Origin of the sequence: Pseudomonas sp. DG56-2, assembly GCF_004803755.1 — a bacterium.
In the GTDB taxonomy this organism is placed as follows: domain Bacteria; phylum Pseudomonadota; class Gammaproteobacteria; order Pseudomonadales; family Pseudomonadaceae; genus Aquipseudomonas; species Aquipseudomonas auratipiscis.
Genome location: NZ_CP032311.1, coordinates 2,555,312 through 2,572,909 on the forward strand (window position 1 = coordinate 2,555,312; position 17,598 = coordinate 2,572,909).

Here is a 17,598-nt window from a genome sequence, read left to right on the forward strand (position 1 = left end):
TTACCTGGGTTGAAGGCGAACACTGGCACCGGCAATGCCTGCGGTCTGGGTATGTTGGAGCCTGCGCACCATCTGCACGTATGCCACGCCCAGGCCTGCGACGGTCCAGTAGACCACGGGTATCAAGGTGATACTGCTGACGGTAAAAATGATCACCAGGATCCCTGTCAGCGTCGCAAACAGCGCTCGCCCGAGCCGTCGTTGCTCACTGTCGCGGTCGGGAAACAGGCGCATGGCCTTGCGTAGACTCAACAGCACCGCGGCGAAAAACGCCACGAAAAGTCCCAGGCCAACCAGGCCGGTCCGCAGCGCTAGTCCCAGGTAGGTGTTGACGACGTCGATGATGCCGTCGCCCTGGATCATTTCCTGCATTTCAGGCGTGTTGCGAAAGTCGTAGGTGCCGAACAGCGGATTGCGCTGGATGACGATCCACGAGTTGTCGATCAAGCGCTCCCTGTAGGTGATGTTCTCTTTCTCCAGGTTGCCAATGAAGGGCAGCATGTCGACGATCTTTTCCCCTCCCGGCATCACGCTCAGCAGTGGCAGGGCCAGTACACCTGCCAGCGCTAGCAGCGTCAGGCGCCTGACTGCGCCCCGGCCGGTGGCGATGAATACGCCGATGATAATTGCCGCGCCGATCCAAGGGCCGCGTGATAGTGGCGCAAACAACCCGGCAGCCAGGAGCAGGGCGCCGAGGCACCGCTGCAGCTTACTCGCGACATAGCGCTGCACGAAGAGGAACAAGCCGATCCCGACGCTGATGACGTAACCCAGCACGATTGCTTGTCCCGTGGTGGCGCTGGCGCGCAACGAACCACCTCGGCTCAAGTAGCTGGACATTTCCCATTGCGTGCCCAGGGCATCGAGCAACGCGTTGTACAGCAGCCAATGACGGGCCGTTTCAGCGACGCCGATCAGTGCCAGCAAGAAAGCTGCGAGCACGAAGGCCAGCATGGCGTCCTTGAAGTCGCTCAGGTCTTTGAGCGCGCGGCTGGCGACGTAATAGGGCAGGAACATATCGATGTACAGGTAAAACGCCTGGCGCAAGGCGTCGGTAAACGTGGTTTCGCGCAGGTTCAGTGCAGTGATCAGCACGAGGCTGGCGGCCAGGAATCGATCCGGCCAGGTGCGACCGAAGGAAAGGGTATCGCTCTGTTTGCTCAAGGCCAGGGCGACCGGCAGCAGTAGGCACAGTGACAGCAGGCGCGCGTGGTTCAAGTCGAACAGGTAGTTGACCGCGCCAAATGCGGGAACTCTAACCGCCGCCTGGGGCATTAAAAACAGCAGCAGGAAGAACAATGCCATGGGATTGCGTTCGCGACGTCTGGCCAGTGTCAGGACAATCGCCGCCACGCCGGCATACACCCAAAAACTATGGGAAAAAAACGCCAACAGGGTCAGGGCGAACCATAAATTACGGCGCCGCTTGAAGTCGGCAACAGGAATCAGGTCTGACGCTGGCCGGCGCGCGAGGGTAAAGACAACGACTGCCAGAAACAGAATGACGATCAGCGCGCGAAAATGTTCAGGCATTGGCTATGGCACCTATCCCTTGGTGGACGACGGCTAGCATCATGGCTAAATGAAACTATAGTGACTTCTAGCGATTCAGTCAGAGATTGATGTCATGCCGTCGATTGATTTGTCTGCACCCCTGAGCTTTATTTATTGCACGGCGTGGGTCCAGATCTGGAACGGGCTGGAAATGACCGCCGCGTCGGCAATCATCTGCGCATACCAATCGACAAAGATAGATGCCGCGGCACCGACTTTCCAATGATGAGCCGGTGTCAGCCGTCGGCAGTTGTATTGAGCTCGAATAAAAAAATGCTGAAAACTTCAATGGCATAGGTCTTTGAATCATGGGGAAGCTTCAGTTTTGTACGCCGTTGTGGGGTCGCCGGGGCTTTCTGGGCAATTGTGTGCTGCTGGGGGTTGGTGCAGCGGTGTTCGGCGTGCCAACCCAGGCGGCGCGCAAACCTGTTGAAAAAGGCGGGTTCGTGCTGGTCAATGGCTGGGTGTTGCCTTCGCAACTCTTCAGGGACGAGCAAGCATGATCAAGGACTATGAGACGCAAAAGACCCTGCGCGAGGCCTATGATTTTTGCATCGTTGGCGCTGGCCCTGCCGGTATCACCCTGGCGTTGCAACTGGCGGGCGCCGGTTGGAGCGTGGTGCTTATCGAGGGTGGCGGACACGAGTTTTCAACGCGCTCGCAGGACTTCTACCAGTGCACTTCGACCGGGCTTGAGCTGTACCCCGACGGAACGCGATTGCGCTATTTAGGTGGCACCTCCAACCACTGGGCAGGGCGATGCCGTCCTTTCGAACCTTCCGATTTTGTTGTCCCACCGGCGGGTGGGTTGCCGGGCTGGCCGATCCCCTTTGCGCAGATCGACCGCTACCTGCCCGCGGCCATGAGCATCGTCGACCTTCCCCCAGGGGCACAGTTTCGGGCCGAAAATATGGGCTTGAAAGGCGGCGAGTTCGACGCTGATCGCTTCCTGCTCAGCCCACCGACGCGCTTTGCGCAAAAATATGCGCAGGCGCTCAATGAAACCGAAGGGCTGGATGTCTTCATCAACTGCAACTGCGTAGACCTGGAGTTCGACCAGGACTCGGGGCGCCTGGCAGCGGTGCTGGTGTCTGATTACGAACTCAATCGTGAACGCCTGGCGGCGAGCAACTTTGTCCTGGCAATGGGCGCCATCGAAAACGCCCGACAGTTGCTCAACAGCGAGTCACTGTCGGCTGCGAGTGTGGTGAAGAAAGGCGGGCTGGTGGGCCGGTGCTTCATGGAACACCTGAACATCGACATGGGCACCTTCATCCTGAAAGAGGGACAAGGCACCGAGCCTCGTGAGTACTACACCACCGATGCTTTCATTGCTGAATATCATTCTGGCAAGGGCAATGTCTCCACGACGGTTCTGTCGGAAGTCAGAACCTACGGTCGAACCGCCGAAGTGAAAAGCTTTCTCGAAACGCTCGCCTGTGAAATGGGGGTTGCCAGCAAAATTGAATTCATTGCCAAGTTCAGTTGCCCTGGGGACGGCGTGATCACCACGATGATCGAACAGTTTCCCAATGCCCAGAGCCGTATCTCGCTGCTCGACGAAAGAGACCGATTGGGCGTGGCCAAGGTCAATGTCAATTGGGTGCTGAGCGACGATGACCGACGCACCATCAAGTGTATTGGCGGTGAAATGGCCAAGAAGTTTGCCGAGGTAGGGCTCGGTTTCGTCAAGCTCAACAGCTATGTATACGACACCGCCGAGGCTCTGAAATTGTCACCGCATGCCCACCATATGGGCACCACGCGAATGGCAGCGACGCCGGAATTTGGTGTGGTCGATGAAAACTGCAAGGTCTTTGGCACCGACAATCTGTACGTCGCAGGAAGCAGCATTTTTGCAACCGGTGGCGCTTCCAACCCGACCATGCCGCTGCTGCAATTTGCGCTCAGGCTGGCGGATCACCTGAATGACAAAATGAGGTTGGCGGGCAGTGGGGTTTCTTGAACGAGGGCAAATCAGCTAGGGCTGAAGGCAACAAAGCAGTAGCAAGTAGGTGAGCGCAGTTCGGTCAGTACCAACAAGAACGAGACCGAATTCGTCTCAGGGACGGTCCAAAATCGCTTCATTTGCGAGGGTCGCAGAATGTTCAGATGGGTAAGGAAGGCTTTGACGCATTATGTCATTTCAACCGGGCGAGGAGGCTCAACGTACAAAAAGTTCTGCAAACCGAATGGGCGAGAATGGGGAGAGTTCCTGACGCGATGGGGGAAATTTCACTCAGTCGGCACCAACGTACATATCAATTGTGGCTGCAACGTGACCGACCCGACGCTTGTGCGAATTGGCAGTAACGTCGGCCTCTCGGACTGCACCCTGATCGGCCACGACGGTGTCGTTGCACTGATTGAGGTCTGCTACGGCAAGCAACTCGATTCGGTCGGCTATATTGATATTCATGACAACTGCTTTATCGGGCACGGTGCGATTGTCATGCCACGGGTGACCATCGGGCCTGATTCAATCGTTGCAGCAGGCGCCGTGGTTACCAAGGATGTGCCACCGGGCACGGTCGTTGGCGGCAACCCGGCAAAGGTCATCTGCTCGACCGAGGAACTGATCAGGCGGGTCGAAGAACGCTGCGCTGCCTATCCGTGGATCGATCTGGTGAAGCAACGCCAAGGTGCCTACGACCCAGCGCTTGAACCGACACTGGCGGCTCAGCGCAGGCAGTACTTTTTCGGGGAAGGTAGTAATGGATAAAAAGCCCGTCGATGTGCTGGTGGTCAACTTCAATACCGCGGGGTTGCTGCAGCCCATGTTTGACGCGCTGCGCCAGGCTGATAGCGAACAACTGGCGAGTTATCTGGTAGTGGACAACGCCTCGGTCGACAACTCGCTTGAGTGCCTGGCCAGGGTATGCCCAGAGGCATTGGTGCTCAGCAATGAGAAAAATGTCGGTTTCGGGCGTGCCAACAACCAACTGCTCGAGCATCTGCAGGGCAAATATGCCTTGCTGCTCAACACCGATGCTTTCGTTGCATCCGACACACTGCGCAAAACCGTCGAGTACATGGACGCCCACCCAGAGTGCGGCGTTCTTGGCGTGCGCCTGGAGGGGCGCGAAGGCGACCTGCAGCCCAGCTGTCGCTACTTTCCAACGCCGTTGAACATCTTCGTCTCGCGGACCGGCCTCGGTCGCTTTTTCCCGGGGCTGAAGATGGTCGATGAGATGAGCTGGGAGCATGATGCGGTCCGTGAATGCGACTGGCTGCCTGGCTGTTTTTACCTGGTTCGTCGAGAAGTGCTTGAGCAGGTGGGCTTGTTCGATCCTCGCTACTTTCTGTACTTCGAGGAAGTCGACCACTGCAAGCGAGTCAAGGAAGCGGGTTGGAAGGTGGTGTTCTACCCGCATACCACGGTCGTGCACATTGGCGGTGAAAGCTCAAAATCGGTTGCTGAACTCGAGACTGCCAGTCGCCAGTTATCGACCTATCAGATCGAAAGCGAGCTTCTGTATTTTCGCAAGCATCACGGCGTGCTCGGGCTGGCCTTGCACATGTTCCTGGTAATCCTGGGCGATCTGCTCCTGGCGCTCAAGGCGTTGTTGAAAGGACGTGGTTGGGCGGCCATCAAGTCGTGCTGGCGGCATACTCGCGCCACCTGGTCGCTGCTGTTCGATACCCGCTTCGCGAGTCAACCCACACGGTAGGTGAAGTCATGTTTGAAAATGTACGTGCGGACTTGCGAGCCCATGGAGGTGACTGGGGGGCTCAGGGGTTCTGGGTGCTGTTGGTGTACCGGTTTGGACGCTGGCGCTACAGCCTGCGGCCGGCATTGCTTAGAAAGCTCTGCTCCTTTGTCTACAAGGTGCTGTTCAAACTGGTGCAGATCATTACCGGGGTAGAGTTGCCGTGCGAAGCGGTCATTGGGCGCAATTTTGTCATCGACCATTTTGGCGGAATCATCATCAGCGGCTATGCCCAATTTGGCGATGACTGCCGGATTCGAAACGGTGTGGTGGTCGGTTTGAAAAATGTAAACGAGCCGACGGCGCCGGTATTCGGAAACAACGTGGATATCGGTGCGGGTGCCAAGGTGCTCGGCAATATACGTATTGGCAACAATGTGGTGATCGGCTCGAACGCGGTAGTGTTGATCGATGTGCCGGATAACTCCCTGGCTGTCGGAGTGCCGGCCACTATAAAAAGTAGAAAGTTCGCAGAAAACATGGAGTACACATGATTCAACCGATGTGCGGCAGGCTAAATCGGTTGTTTTGTTGAAGTCCTTAGGTGGGGCGCATGGTGACAGGTATCGGTGTTGTGGTTATCGGTCGCAACGAAGGCCAGCGGCTTGAACGTTGTCTGGCGTCGTTGCGGGGAGGGGCGGACAAAATTGTTTATGTTGACTCCGGTTCGACTGATGGCTCAGTGCAAATGGCGTTGGCGCGTGGGGTGCAGGTGCTGGCGCTGGACCTGAGCGTTCCTTTCACTGCCGCACGCGCTCGCAACGAAGGATTTGCCTGTTTGCAACGGCTGTTGCCAGCGATGCGCCATGTGCAATTTGTCGATGGCGATTGCGAAGTCGATGCTGGCTGGCTGGCCAAGGCCCAGGCCTTTCTCGATGCTCACCCCGAGGTAGCGGTGGTGTGTGGACGTCGTCGCGAGCGCTTTCCGCAACGCTCGGTGTATAACTTGCTGTGCGATCTAGAATGGGACACGCCCACCGGCCAGGCCAAGGCCTGCGGTGGTGACGCGCTGATGCGTGCCGATGCCTTCGCCGCGATAGGTGGGTATCGTCCGGACCTGATCGCCGGCGAAGAGCCGGAGTTGTGCGTACGCCTGCGCGCAAACGGCTGGAAAATCTGGCGGCTGGCCGATGAGATGACGTTGCACGATGCCGCCATGACCCGTTTCAGCCAGTGGTGGCGACGTAGCATGCGCACCGGCTATGCCTTTGCCGAGGGCACTTTCCTGCATGGGGCGGCGCCAGAATTGCATTGGCAGCGCGAATCACGTCGCGCCTGGATCTGGGGCCTTGGTGTACCGCTGGGCATTGTCTTGGCGAGTGTCCTGCTCGGCGGCTGGGGGCTCCTTCTAGGGTTGATCTACCCACTGCAGGCGGTGCGGTTGGCACGCCGTGGTAGTCGATCTGCACGGGAAAACTGGCTGCAGGCGGTGTTCCTGGTGCTTGGAAAGTTTCCCGAGATGCTCGGCCAGCTCAAGTTTCTGTTGAACCGATACGGTAGCGGCAAGGCGGCATTGATTGAGTACAAGTGAGTTCTGTCCCTAACGCGAGCATTTATTCGGGTACCTAATGCGCATTGCATATTTCATCAATCAGTATCCCAAGGTCAGTCACAGCTTCATTCGACGCGAAATCCTGGCGTTGGAACGCCTGGGGGTCGAGGTTCAACGCATTGCCTTGCGTGGTTGGGACGCTGACCTGCAGGATGCAGAAGATATCAATGAGCGAGATAGAACCCGTTACGTCCTCCAAGAAGGGGTCAAAGGGCTGCTAAAGCCGGTAATGCAGGTGCTGCGCAGTCGACCGCAACGATTTTTTTCGACCTTGTGGCTGGCCCTGCGCATGGGCCTGCGAGCCGATCGCGCCTGGCCTTATCATCTGGTCTACCTGGCCGAGGCGTGTCGCCTGCTGCAATGGTTGCAGGCTGATGGCGCGGAACACGTGCATGCGCATTTCGGCACCAACTCCACCGAGGTGGTCATGTTGGCAAACGCACTAGGCGGGCCTGCCTACAGTTTTACCGTGCATGGGCCGGAGGAATTCGACAAACCGCAGTTCCTCCATCTGGGCGAAAAGGTTCGACGCGCAGCATTTGTAGCCGCCGTCAGCTCATTTGGGCGCAGCCAGCTGTTTCGCTGGGTAGCGCACGGGCACTGGGAGAAAGTGAAGGTGGTGCACTGCGGTCTTGAGCCCGCGTTTCACCAGATTGCTGCGGTGGCAGCGCCTTCGGTACCGCGTCTGGTGTGCGTAGGCCGCTTGTGCGAGCAGAAGGGCCAGCTTTTTCTACTTGAGGCTGCGCGGGTACTGGCCGCGCAGTCGTTGACATTCGAGATCGTTCTGGCTGGCGATGGGGAAATGCGCGAACAGATCGAAGCGCTGATCGCTGAACATGGTTTGCAGGCGCAGGTGCGCATAACGGGCTGGATCAGTAGCGCTCAGGTCCGCGAAGAAATCCTTGCCGCCCGTGCCTTGGTGTTGCCCAGCTTCGCCGAGGGCTTGCCGGTGGTGATCATGGAGGCCATGGCGTTACGCCGGCCAGTGCTCACGACCTTTGTCGCCGGGATTCCCGAACTGGTTCGCCAGGGCGAGAATGGCTGGCTGTTTCCTGCGGGCGCTGTAGACGAATTGGCTGCTGCGATGGCGGACTGCATTGCGCAACCTGTCGAGGTTTTGCAACGAATGGGTGACGCGGCTTATCAGCGCGTGCTGCAGCGGCATGATATCGATACCGAAGCGGCAAAGTTGCTCAGTTACTTCAAGGCTTATGCATGATTACGTTATTGACTGGGTTAGTCGGCTGGTTCCTGGGGGCATTGGCGGTTCTTGCCTTGTTACCGGTGCTGGTGCTGTTCGCGCAGGTTCTGCTCGCCTGTCTGCCTGGGCGGCCTGCGGTGCAATTGAGCAGTTCACGGCCGCGTGTAGCGGTGCTGATGCCTGCGCACAACGAGTCGCCAATCATACTCAAGGCACTTGAAAGTATTCACGGTCAGTTGCAGGAAGGCGATCAGTTGCTGGTGGTTGCCGACAATTGCACGGATGACACCGCCGCGCTGGCCCGTTCGGCGGGAGCGCAGGTGGTGGAGCGTCAGGACGCACTGCGTCGGGGCAAGGGGTATGCCTTGGATTTTGGCGTGCGCCATCTGGCCGATACGCCGCCGCAGGTGGTGATCATTGTCGATGCCGATTGTCAGGTCGGCGAAGGGGCCATCGATCTTCTGGCCCGCAGCTGCGCCGGCACCGGCCGGCCCGCTCAGGCGTTGTATCTGACCCGTGCTCCGGCAGGCGCCGGTCTTAAGGTGCAGGTTGCCGAGTTCGCCTGGCGGGTAAAGAACCTGGTACGGCCGCGAGGCTCTGCGCGTGTCGGCTTGCCCTGCCAACTGATGGGCGCGGGAATGGCGATTGCCTGGGAGGATCTGGCATTGATCGACTTGGCCAACGGTCACCTGGTAGAGGACATAAAAATGGGCGTGGATTTTTGCCAAAATGGCAAGCCGCCGGTGTTCTGTCCTGCCGCGCAGGTAACCAGTTACTTTCCAAGCAGTGATGAAGGCCTGACCTCCCAACGTACCCGATGGGAACATGGCCATCTGGGTATGCTCCTGGGCGATGCGCCAAGATTGGTCCTGCAGTCCATTGCCCGACGCAATTGGAACCTGCTGGCCATGACCATCGACCTGATGGTGCCGCCACTGGCGTTGTTGGTGCTGACGTTGGTGGCGATCTTCAGCGTCTCGTGGGTGGCATTCGCGCTTTTCGATGTACTGGCTCCGGCGCTGATCGCGTCGGGCGCGATGGTCATGTTGGGTGCTGCGGTTCTATTGGCCTGGAGCCAGTTTTCTCGCGAAGTCATCGCCTTTTCAGTGCTGTTGTATGCGCCGTTCTATGCGGCAAGGAAAATACCGTTGTACCTGGGCTTTCTGATCAAGCGCCAAGTTGAATGGGTGCGCTCAAAGCGAGATGACAGCTAATGACCGAGACCGCGCAGACAAGCTGGAAGAGGATTATCGGTAAACTTCGAGTGGTCAGTGACCCTGGGGACAAGCAAGGTTTGCTTCAGGCCTTGGCCGATCCCGAGGTGCCGACAGTGCTTGGCTTCGTCAATGCCCATGCCATGAACCTGGTAGCAGATCATGCCGATTACACCAACGTTCTTTCGGCCGCGGATGTGTTATTACGCGATGGTATCGGTATGGCGATTCTGTTCAGGCGCCTAGGCCTGGACCCTGGCCTGAACATGAACGGCACCGACTTCATTCCAGAATTACTCACCGCGTTCAAAGGCCGACGTGTCGCGTTCTGGGGCACGGAAGAACCATTTTTGAACCAGGCAGTGCAGCGCAGCGAAAGTCAATTCGGCGTGGAGGTTGTATCGGTTCATCATGGCTTTGCCGAGGTGGACACCTACATCTATCTGGCGCGGCACCTGCAGCCGGAATTGATTGTGTTGGGCATGGGCATGCCCCGGCAGGAAGTCGTTGCGGCGCGGTTGACGGCGGTAGGTGTGCCTTGCCTGATCGTGTGTGGAGGCGCGATTCTGGATTTTCTTGGCGGCAAGGTCACCCGGGCCCCGCTTTGGCTACGTAAAGTGGGTGGCGAGTGGATATTCCGCTTGTTACGCGAGCCCAAGCGCTTGTTCATGCGCTATGTGGTCGGCAACCCTCTGTTCCTGCTGCGTATGCTTTTTTGCACCAAAGCGGCGATGAAGGATGATCGACGAACGCCCAGGCTTTTCTAGAGCGGCTGGTTATCGACGATGGTGGCAATGGTTGAAAACCCGTGGCAAGGCAGAATCAAGCCACCAGATCAGCAATGTGCTGCTACAGTGATATCAAGCGCTCCCTTATGGCCGAGAAATATTTGGCGGCGAAAGAGCAGCTTCATACTTATTAATTTTCCTTATAAAACCGTACTTGGTTTTTAGTATTTCTTTGGTTGTTGAAAAGCGTTAGGCATCTCACGTCAATGAGGTTTGATAATGGTTTTCGAGCCCAGAAGTAGCCGCTCATTGCTCCAGCGAAGAAGCAGTGTCAGTAACGCCATTCAAGCAGGCCTCGACGGCGTGGCTGTGACCGGAGTGGCCTGGTACCTGATCTACGACCAGATCGGATATATAACCTCCGATTACGTCATCATGCTGCTGTTATTGATTGGCGCATTGGCCGTCATCTATGACCATTACGCCATTTACCGCAGCAATGTCGGGCTTTCCATCAAAGCGTTCAGGCTGTTCAAGGCGTGGTCGGCAACCTTTTGCTTTCTTGTGGTCATGGCCTTCCTCACCAAGCAAAGTGAGAAGTATTCACGCATGCTGGTGGGTGAGTTATTTGTCATTGGTTATTTCGTACAATTGTTTTTACACTTTGTTGTACGTGAGGTGCAAAAGAAATTTCTCGAACACTCCTACCGGTTGGAAAATGCGCTAATTATTGGCGCTGGTGATTTGGCGAACTTTCTGTACTTGAAAATAAGTAATAATCCCTGGTTCGGTGAGCGCGTTGTTGGCTGTGTGCTGGTGGGGGAGGGCGACGACAATGCAAAGATGAGCGCGGAGGGAAAGCAGCGATTATCGGTATTGGGACATATCGATGATCTTGATGACATTGTCGTCCAGCATGCAATTAGAACGGTGTACCTGGTAACGCCGTTAAGTGGCTCGGAAGTTATCAATGACGTCTATCTGAAACTGCTCGACAAATGCATCGCAGTCAATTGGGTGCCCGATATCTTTTCACTGCGCTTGATCAATCATAGCGTGCGTGAAATTTCCGGAATACCGGTGCTGACGTTGTCCGAGACACCGCTGACGGGCACCAGCCTGTTTTTGAAGAACCTCGAAGACAAAGTACTGGCGGCACTCATCCTTCTGATGGCATCGCCTGTACTGTTGGCCATTGCCGCGTGTATCAAACTCGATAGCCCGGGGCCGGTGTTCTTTCGTCAGGAACGCATGGGCTGGACAGGGGAATCCTTCCGTATCTGGAAGTTCAGAAGCATGTTTGTTCATCAGGAAAATGGAGAGGTCAAACAGGCGCAGAAGAATGATTCTCGACTGACCAGGGTTGGGGCGTTTATTCGCCGCACAAGCCTTGACGAGTTGCCCCAGCTGTTCAACGTATTGATGGGTGAAATGTCATTAGTAGGGCCGCGCCCCCACGCGCTGCAGCACGACACCCAGTACTCCCAGGACATCGTTGACTACTTTGCCCGGCACAACATCAAGCCGGGCATGACCGGGCTCGCCCAGGTACGTGGGTTCAGAGGCGAAACCAAGGAAATCGAGCAGATGATCCAGCGGGTCGACTCGGATATCGAGTACATCAATAACTGGTCGTTGTGGCTGGATTTCGTGATTCTGGTACGGACCCTGAACGCCTTTACCGGCAAGCAGGCTTACTAGTGCGTCGATGATTCCTACCGGCCCTCTGCGCGTCCAGGCGCAGGGCCTGGATAAGATCCACAATGGGGTGGACCTTATCGTCACAGTGCAGCGCCATGTCATTCAGGTTGCTCAGGCGCCTTTTCAAACATGGATTTCTGGTACAGGTTGTACGATAGCAAGCGGTTTTTGATTGCGGTGAACTCGTCGCCTACCACCGGGTGTGGGACCTTTTCGTGCGGATCGACTTCGATGTTGTATTTGGTGATGGTGTCTGAGCTGTACTCGTAGATGTATTTGTACGGATGTTCGACCAGCGCGGATGACAGCTGGTCGAAGAACGTGGACATGAAGTACGCGCGCTTCTCTTGCGCCCTCAGCAAGCTGACGCCCTGGACATTGATAGCAGCATCGGTCAGGCCAAAAAAGTCGGCAATGGTCGGGGCGATATCCACCTGGTGACTGGTGCTCGAGGTGTTCTTAGGCAGGACATTGCCTTTGGCCCAGAAGATCAACGGTACGGTAACTTCTTCTTCATGCATCGAAGAGTTGTGGATGAATACCCCGTGTTCGCCAAACGACTCGCCGTGGTCACCGACCAGTACGAACAGGGTCGAGTCGAGAATGCCAGCCTGATCGAAGGTCTCCAGCATGTCACCCAGCAGGGTGTCTGTTTTCGCTATGCAGGCTTCGTATTGGCCAATCGCTGCCTGAGGTGTTGGATCGTTGCTGCAGTTGTACGGGTAGTGCGCTGCCATCGGGAAATAGAGTGCGACAAAACCTTTGCCTTGTTTGTTGATGCCCGCCAGGTGCGAAGCACTGGGAGAGAACAAGTGCTCGTCACTTTCGCCGAAGCTGTTGTTGTTTTGTGCATTGGTTGTGTTCGGAATCATATCAGCGACCGCATGAGCGTTCGGTACACCGATCGATGACAGAAAACCATCCATGTTCTCAAATTGAAGAAACAGTGAGCTGAACGCAACGGACTCCATGTTTTTTCGCTTTTTCAGCTCGTGGATGATGCTCGGTTGATAGAGGTGCATCGCCTCTTTGATCTCAATGTCCGGGTATGCGTGAAGCCCGGTGAAAATCGAGTAGTAGCCCTTGGAGGAGTGAGGCACTGATACGTACGACTTGAACAGCATTCCTTCCTGAGCGAGCTTTTCAAAGGTCGGGTATTGCTCAGCAGTTTTCACGCCCGGACCAAAAATACTGTTCCAGCGAACTGACTCCAGAACGATATATACCAGGTTCTTGAATTCTGGCAGGGGCTGGGTATGCAGTTTTTGCACCGTATTGATTGCGGATAACGGGTACGCGGGCTGTTCGAACCCGGGCAGGGCTTTATGCGGGTTGGCGGTCAGGGATATGCTGCTTCTGAGTGTCGCAACCAACGGGTTGACGAGAATATTCTTGTTCAGATCGTAGCGCACGTCACCGGCATAGATTGACCACAAGAACAGGCTGACCAGAAGCGCTGCAAAAGCAGTCGCGTAGTTACCTTTCTTCGCGGGGGCGACGCTCGAATTCCGCGGCAGCTTATACGTCGCAAGGCCGACGAGACTCCAGGTGCCGAGGTAGGCAAGAAAAACAACGAACAGGATGAATCGGAAGGTATAGCCAAAGCCTGAAGATTGTTTGAAGAATATTTCAGCGCCCGAGAGTAGGTTGCTCGAGTTTTCCAGACTGTATTGTATGAGCTGCAGGTCCAGAGGTTTAAGCCAAAGCTGGCGCACGCGCATGTCCACTAACAGGCCCAGGAGTACGACACCTGTGAAGAAACTGACTGCAAAGAAATAGTATTTGTTTCTTTTTATCAAGGCGACGGCGGCAAGGTAAATGACTGCTGCCAGCAGCACATCTTGCAATAGGAATAAAAAAACACTGGCCGCCCCGGTATCTATCCAGCGATAAGAGAAAAATTCTATCAGGATGATTTTTGGTACAAGTAAAAGCGAAACAGCAAGAAGGAGAGTGATATTTAATAAGTATGGTCTCTTCCACATCGTGTTCAGCCCCTGGATTCTTAGAGTAAGTGCGGCAGTCGAGACGCGAGACGAGCACGCGCCCTCGATCGACAGCGCCTCGACTTAGTCAACTTAAGCATCCACTCTTTGTTTGGGCAAGCACACTCAGGGCTTGAGTGAGCAGGGTAGAGCTCACGACTGGCTACAGCACCTGAGCATGCAGGGCACGGAAGTTTGCGGACTCCTCAACCAGCCAGTCATGTACCGCCCGGGCGCTTGGATGGGCCAGGCCACCGGGCGGATACAGCAGTACGTAGCGCTTGTGATTGGCCACCGGCAGGCCGAACGGTACGATCAATGTGCCGCGCTCCAGTTCGTCATTGAGCAGCGTACGCCGGGCGATGGCCACGCCGATTCCGGCAATGGCGGCTTCAATGGTCAGGTGATTACGGTTGAATGTATGTCCACGGCGCACGTCCAGGCCACTTGCGCCAATGCCCTCCAGGTAAAATTCCCACTCGGCGTACTCCGAACTGCCACGCCAGGCGGTGATGTCGTGAAGCAATGGGTAATGCACCAGATCGTTCGGGCCATGCAGGGGCGGGCGTCCCCGCAGCAGTGCCGGCGAGCACACCGGGAAGATCTGTTCATCGAGCAGCGGCGTTGAATGCATACCGGGGTAGCTGCCGTCATTGAGGTCGATGGCCAGGTCAAAGTCGCCTTCATGCAAGGCCTGGCTACTGTCCTCGGCAACCAGGCGCAATTGAATATCCGGATAGCGTTGTTGCAGGCGCGGCAGGCGTGGGGTCAGCCACTTGGCCAGAAACGATGGGATCGAACGCAGGCGCAAAGTGCCACGGATTTCGCCAGCGTCCAGGCGCACCAGTTCGGCGTCGATGCTGCCATAGGCTTCGCGGACCGTCAGTGCCAGGCGCTGGCCTTCGGCACTTAGCTCAACACCGCGGGCACGACGCAGAAACAAACGAAAGCCCAGGCGCTCTTCCAGTTGACGAATCTGCTGGCTGACCGCCCCTGGGGTGATGTGCAGCTCTTCGGCACAGCGGGTGAATGACAGGTGGCGGGCCGCACAGGAAAACACGTGCAGCCAGACATACACCTGGCCATTCATTTGTCGTCTCATCGTTTAGTTCTGCTAAAGGCTTGCTTAGGAATTTTCGTTGGTCAATGCCATCGAGGCCGGGCAGTATCGCGCAACTTCGCGACACCCTTCAATTTTTTCACACCACCTCAACATGGCATTCGTCGCTTGAGTGTGCAGGCATTAGTATGGCTATCAGTGTTTTCGATCTTTTCAAAGTGGGCATCGGGCCATCGAGCTCTCATACCGTGGGCCCGATGCGGGCGGCTGCGACCTTTGCACAAACGTTGCGCGAGCAGGGGTTATTGGAGCAAGTCAGTCGTGTAGAGGTGCGTCTGTATGGCTCGCTTTCGGCAACCGGGGTGGGCCATGCCACCGACCGCGCTACTTTGCTTGGCTTGATGGGTGAGTGGCCCGACCAGATCGAACCGCAGCGCATTGAGCCGCTGATCAAGCAGTTGCTCGACACTCAGGTACTGCAACTCGATGGCCGTCACCCGGTTGCCTTCGCGTGTGATCGCGACTTGTTGCTGCTCGATGAGAGCCTGCCGTACCACCCCAACGCCATGACTCTTGAGGCCAGCAACGCTAGTACGTTGTTGCTGCAGCAAACCTATTACTCGGTGGGCGGTGGATTTATTGTCGAAGCGGAGCAGTTGGCTCGCGTTGATGGCAACGTAGATCAGCCGGTGCAACTGCCCTATGACTTCAGCAGCGCCGCACAACTGCTCGCGTTGTGCAAACAGCACAACCTGCGCGTCAGTGAATTGATGATGGCTAACGAACGGGCTTGGCGTGCGGAGGCTGAAGTTCGCAGCGGCCTGCTTCAACTCTGGCGAGTCATGCGCGAGTGCGTCGACAATGGCCTGCGCAACGAGGGCATTCTACCGGGCGGGCTCAAGGTCAAGCGTCGCGCCGCCAAGCTTCACCGTAGCTTGCAGGAGTTGGACCAGCCGAATGTCATCGGTTCGACATTGGGCGCGCTGGAGTGGGTCAACCTGTTTGCCCTGGCGGTCAACGAAGAAAATGCTGCTGGCGGGCGGATGGTGACTGCACCTACCAATGGTGCGGCCGGGATCATTCCGGCGGTGCTGCACTATTACATGAAGTTCAACCCCGATGCGGCTGACAGCGACGTGGTCGACTTCCTGCTCAGTGCTGCTGCCGTGGGGATTCTGTGCAAGAAAAATGCATCGATATCCGGCGCTGAAGTGGGTTGTCAGGGGGAGGTGGGGTCTGCGTGTTCCATGGCGGCGGCAGGGCTTGCCGAGGTGCTGGGGGCCACGCCGATGCAGCTGGAAAACGCGGCTGAAATCGCCCTGGAGCATAATTTGGGGCTGACCTGTGACCCGGTGGGCGGGCTGGTTCAGGTACCGTGTATCGAGCGTAATGCGATTGCTGCGGTCAAGGCGATCAACGCAGTGCAGATGGCGTTGCGCGGTGATGGTGAGCACTTTATTTCCCTCGACCGGGTTATTCGAACCATGCGTGACACAGGGGCGGATATGCATGCCAACTACAAGGAAACCTCGCGTGGTGGCTTGGCTGTGGCTTTTGTCGAGTGCTGAAGTCAGTCAGCGCCGCGATTGGTCAGGGCCTGTTCCAGGTCATGTGTTGACTGACGCGGGCCTTCCCATGCGTACGCTGCGGCGCTAGTGTTAACACTCTCGCGCCAGGCCGTTTTGGCTTGGGCATCGCAAAGGAAACTGCTGCAGATGAGCGATTCGACCGTCCACGCCGAGCTGGGTGAGATTCCCTACACCGTCAACCTGTCCGCTGGTGTCCATCAGTGGTTGGCGGATGAAAATCAGGCGCTTGGTGGCCACGATACTGGCCCCAACCCTCATCAGTTGCTCCTCTCGGCGCTGGGCGCATGCACTGCGATTACACTGTCGATGTATGCCAAGCGCAAGGAGTGGCCGCTGCAGCATGTGCATGTGCAACTGGATATTACCAAAGAAGAGAAAACCTCGCCCATGCGCTCCGAAATCAAACGTGTCATTGAATTACACGGTGATCTCGATGCGGCGCAGCGTGAGCGTTTGCTGGGTATTGCCAATGCCTGTCCGGTGCACAAGTTGCTCAGTGGCAGCATTGTCATTGACAGTCAATTGAGTGACTAACGCGCTTCATTCTTGAACTTGACGAAGCTGTGGCGCATGTCGGTGGCCCAGCTATCGAGTACCGGCTTGACGTCTTCCATGGTCAGTTTGGTAGTGTCGTTTTCCAGCTCCCTGCCAGCGCCTTTGCGTACCACTTGGGCGACCACGGTGTTGCTACCACCGTCGAGAAACGCCGCTTCGGTGGCGATTTCCACATCTTGGTCGCGGCCCCCAGCTGCGGTATTGACTGCCGCCGCTACCAGGGCAATCGGGATCACCTCATAAGGCTTGAGCCCTTCGGTATGAGTGGCCACGGCGGTGATCGCCGGACGTACCACCAGGACATTCGGGCCCGCTTTGCTCGCCAGTGGTACCACCGCCCCCAATTCACGCTTGAGTGCCGTGTCGTAGTAGCGGGTGATGTCTTGCAGTGTTTGCGTCGAGATTACCGCCGTAGGCTGTGGTTTGGGATAGAACTGGCTCGGTTCTATGTACACCTGGCTGAAGTGTGCAGTTTTCAGGTTGGGGTCTATCCAGCGCATGACCGGCGCACCGGAGAGGCTTTCGGCCTCTTGCAAGCGACTGTAGTCCTTGAGAAATCCGGAATATTGGCTGGGGTCGACCCTGGAGCTGCTACAACCGGCCAGAGCAATCAGGGCAGCACATAAAAAAGTGGAACACAGGGTTTGCTTCATCGCTGTGAAACCTCGACAGTTGGTTTGCTGTCAACGCTAGCAGTTAGATATCGATTAGCCACTTAGCTAGGACAATTCAGTACTTGAATCCCTCGC

Annotated in this window: 16 protein-coding genes; 12 read left to right on the forward strand and 4 right to left on the reverse strand. The window is 56.7% G+C overall.

All coding sequences use genetic code 11. The features are described from left to right. The gene (locus D3Z90_RS11585; protein WP_136475921.1) at positions 1-1,533 is read right to left on the reverse strand and encodes an O-antigen ligase; all 1,533 of its coding nucleotides are present in this window, start codon (positions 1,531-1,533) and stop codon (positions 1-3) included. A 329-nt stretch (positions 1,534-1,862) separates the two neighbouring features. Between D3Z90_RS11585 and D3Z90_RS11590 the strand changes: the two genes are divergently transcribed. The 10 genes from D3Z90_RS11590 to D3Z90_RS11635 all read left to right on the forward strand — a co-directional run bounded on the left by D3Z90_RS11590 (position 1,863) and on the right by D3Z90_RS11635 (position 11,660). After that, complete coding sequence (locus D3Z90_RS11590) at positions 1,863-2,057, forward strand: hypothetical protein (RefSeq protein WP_136475922.1); 195 nt, start codon at positions 1,863-1,865, stop codon at positions 2,055-2,057. After that, entirely contained in the window at positions 2,054-3,520 is a 1,467-nt protein-coding gene (locus tag D3Z90_RS11595; protein WP_136475923.1) for an FAD-dependent oxidoreductase, read from the forward strand. The genes D3Z90_RS11590 and D3Z90_RS11595 overlap by 4 nt, the downstream gene beginning before the upstream one ends. A 138-nt stretch (positions 3,521-3,658) precedes the next feature. Further along, positions 3,659-4,276 carry an acyltransferase gene (locus D3Z90_RS11600; protein WP_136475924.1) on the forward strand — a complete coding sequence of 206 codons (618 nt, stop codon included), beginning with the start codon at positions 3,659-3,661 and terminating at the stop codon, positions 4,274-4,276. Beyond that, positions 4,269-5,225 (forward strand): glycosyltransferase family 2 protein, encoded by a 957-nt coding sequence (locus tag D3Z90_RS11605; protein ID WP_136475925.1) that lies wholly within the window; start codon positions 4,269-4,271, stop codon positions 5,223-5,225. Before D3Z90_RS11600 ends, D3Z90_RS11605 begins: the two co-directional genes overlap by 8 nt. 8 nt (positions 5,226-5,233) lie before the next feature. Next, a complete protein-coding gene (locus D3Z90_RS11610) occupies positions 5,234-5,758 on the forward strand; it encodes a serine O-acetyltransferase (protein WP_136475926.1) in 525 nt (174 codons plus the stop codon). 59 nt (positions 5,759-5,817) lie between these two features. Further along, on the forward strand, positions 5,818-6,795 hold the full coding sequence (locus tag D3Z90_RS11615; protein WP_136475927.1) for a glycosyltransferase family 2 protein: 978 nt from the start codon (positions 5,818-5,820) through the stop codon (positions 6,793-6,795). Positions 6,796-6,832: 37 nt separating this feature from the next. Continuing rightward, positions 6,833-8,035 (forward strand): glycosyltransferase, encoded by a 1,203-nt coding sequence (locus tag D3Z90_RS11620; RefSeq protein ID WP_136475928.1) that lies wholly within the window; start codon positions 6,833-6,835, stop codon positions 8,033-8,035. Further along, the gene (locus D3Z90_RS11625; RefSeq protein ID WP_371922268.1) at positions 8,032-9,231 is read left to right on the forward strand and encodes a glycosyltransferase family 2 protein; all 1,200 of its coding nucleotides are present in this window, start codon (positions 8,032-8,034) and stop codon (positions 9,229-9,231) included. Before D3Z90_RS11620 ends, D3Z90_RS11625 begins: the two co-directional genes overlap by 4 nt. Next, positions 9,231-9,998 (forward strand): WecB/TagA/CpsF family glycosyltransferase, encoded by a 768-nt coding sequence (locus D3Z90_RS11630; protein ID WP_136475929.1) that lies wholly within the window; start codon positions 9,231-9,233, stop codon positions 9,996-9,998. The genes D3Z90_RS11625 and D3Z90_RS11630 overlap by 1 nt, the downstream gene beginning before the upstream one ends. 240 nt (positions 9,999-10,238) lie before the next feature. Next, complete coding sequence (locus tag D3Z90_RS11635; RefSeq protein WP_136475930.1) at positions 10,239-11,660, forward strand: undecaprenyl-phosphate glucose phosphotransferase; 1,422 nt, start codon at positions 10,239-10,241, stop codon at positions 11,658-11,660. 98 nt (positions 11,661-11,758) lie between these two features. Here D3Z90_RS11635 and D3Z90_RS11640 read toward each other — a convergent pair whose 3' ends face one another. Together D3Z90_RS11640 and D3Z90_RS11645 are read right to left on the reverse strand one after the other, a co-directional pair. Next, positions 11,759-13,645, reverse strand: a complete 1,887-nt coding sequence (locus tag D3Z90_RS11640) for an LTA synthase family protein (RefSeq protein ID WP_136475931.1) — start codon at positions 13,643-13,645, stop codon at positions 11,759-11,761. Positions 13,646-13,808: 163 nt separating this feature from the next. Next, entirely contained in the window at positions 13,809-14,747 is a 939-nt protein-coding gene (locus D3Z90_RS11645; RefSeq protein WP_136475932.1) for a LysR substrate-binding domain-containing protein, read from the reverse strand. Positions 14,748-14,893: 146 nt separating this feature from the next. Here D3Z90_RS11645 and D3Z90_RS11650 point away from each other — a divergent pair, with 146 nt between their 5' ends. Together D3Z90_RS11650 and D3Z90_RS11655 are read left to right on the forward strand one after the other, a co-directional pair. After that, positions 14,894-16,273 carry an L-serine ammonia-lyase gene (locus D3Z90_RS11650; protein WP_136475933.1) on the forward strand — a complete coding sequence of 460 codons (1,380 nt, stop codon included), beginning with the start codon at positions 14,894-14,896 and terminating at the stop codon, positions 16,271-16,273. A 147-nt stretch (positions 16,274-16,420) separates the two neighbouring features. Continuing rightward, positions 16,421-16,828, forward strand: coding sequence for an OsmC family protein (locus D3Z90_RS11655; protein WP_136475934.1), 408 nt, complete (start codon positions 16,421-16,423; stop codon positions 16,826-16,828). Here D3Z90_RS11655 and D3Z90_RS11660 read toward each other — a convergent pair. Beyond that, positions 16,825-17,502: a DUF3313 domain-containing protein gene (locus D3Z90_RS11660; protein WP_136475935.1), complete on the reverse strand. Its 678-nt coding sequence runs from the start codon at positions 17,500-17,502 to the stop codon at positions 16,825-16,827. The genes D3Z90_RS11655 and D3Z90_RS11660 overlap by 4 nt on opposite strands. Positions 17,503-17,598 lie beyond the last annotated feature (96 nt).

Excerpts from the sequence above, each read along its gene's own strand:
- D3Z90_RS11595 (WP_136475923.1), top strand. The coding sequence starts at position 2,054 with ATGATCAAGGACTATGAGACGCAAAAGACCCTGCGCGAGGCCTATGAT.
- D3Z90_RS11660 (WP_136475935.1), bottom strand. The coding sequence starts at position 17,502 with ATGAAGCAAACCCTGTGTTCCACTTTTTTATGTGCTGCCCTGATTGCT.
- D3Z90_RS11645 (WP_136475932.1), bottom strand. The coding sequence starts at position 14,747 with ATGAGACGACAAATGAATGGCCAGGTGTATGTCTGGCTGCACGTGTTT.
- D3Z90_RS11605 (WP_136475925.1), top strand. The coding sequence starts at position 4,269 with ATGGATAAAAAGCCCGTCGATGTGCTGGTGGTCAACTTCAATACCGCG.
- D3Z90_RS11620 (WP_136475928.1), top strand. The coding sequence starts at position 6,833 with ATGCGCATTGCATATTTCATCAATCAGTATCCCAAGGTCAGTCACAGC.
- D3Z90_RS11610 (WP_136475926.1), top strand. The coding sequence starts at position 5,234 with ATGTTTGAAAATGTACGTGCGGACTTGCGAGCCCATGGAGGTGACTGG.
- D3Z90_RS11630 (WP_136475929.1), top strand. The coding sequence starts at position 9,231 with ATGACCGAGACCGCGCAGACAAGCTGGAAGAGGATTATCGGTAAACTT.
- D3Z90_RS11640 (WP_136475931.1), bottom strand. The coding sequence starts at position 13,645 with ATGTGGAAGAGACCATACTTATTAAATATCACTCTCCTTCTTGCTGTT.
- D3Z90_RS11635 (WP_136475930.1), top strand. The coding sequence starts at position 10,239 with ATGGTTTTCGAGCCCAGAAGTAGCCGCTCATTGCTCCAGCGAAGAAGC.
- D3Z90_RS11590 (WP_136475922.1), top strand. The coding sequence starts at position 1,863 with ATGGGGAAGCTTCAGTTTTGTACGCCGTTGTGGGGTCGCCGGGGCTTT.
- D3Z90_RS11650 (WP_136475933.1), top strand. The coding sequence starts at position 14,894 with ATGGCTATCAGTGTTTTCGATCTTTTCAAAGTGGGCATCGGGCCATCG.
- D3Z90_RS11615 (WP_136475927.1), top strand. The coding sequence starts at position 5,818 with ATGGTGACAGGTATCGGTGTTGTGGTTATCGGTCGCAACGAAGGCCAG.
- D3Z90_RS11625 (WP_371922268.1), top strand. The coding sequence starts at position 8,032 with ATGATTACGTTATTGACTGGGTTAGTCGGCTGGTTCCTGGGGGCATTG.
- D3Z90_RS11585 (WP_136475921.1), bottom strand. The coding sequence starts at position 1,533 with ATGCCTGAACATTTTCGCGCGCTGATCGTCATTCTGTTTCTGGCAGTC.
- D3Z90_RS11655 (WP_136475934.1), top strand. The coding sequence starts at position 16,421 with ATGAGCGATTCGACCGTCCACGCCGAGCTGGGTGAGATTCCCTACACC.
- D3Z90_RS11600 (WP_136475924.1), top strand. The coding sequence starts at position 3,659 with ATGTTCAGATGGGTAAGGAAGGCTTTGACGCATTATGTCATTTCAACC.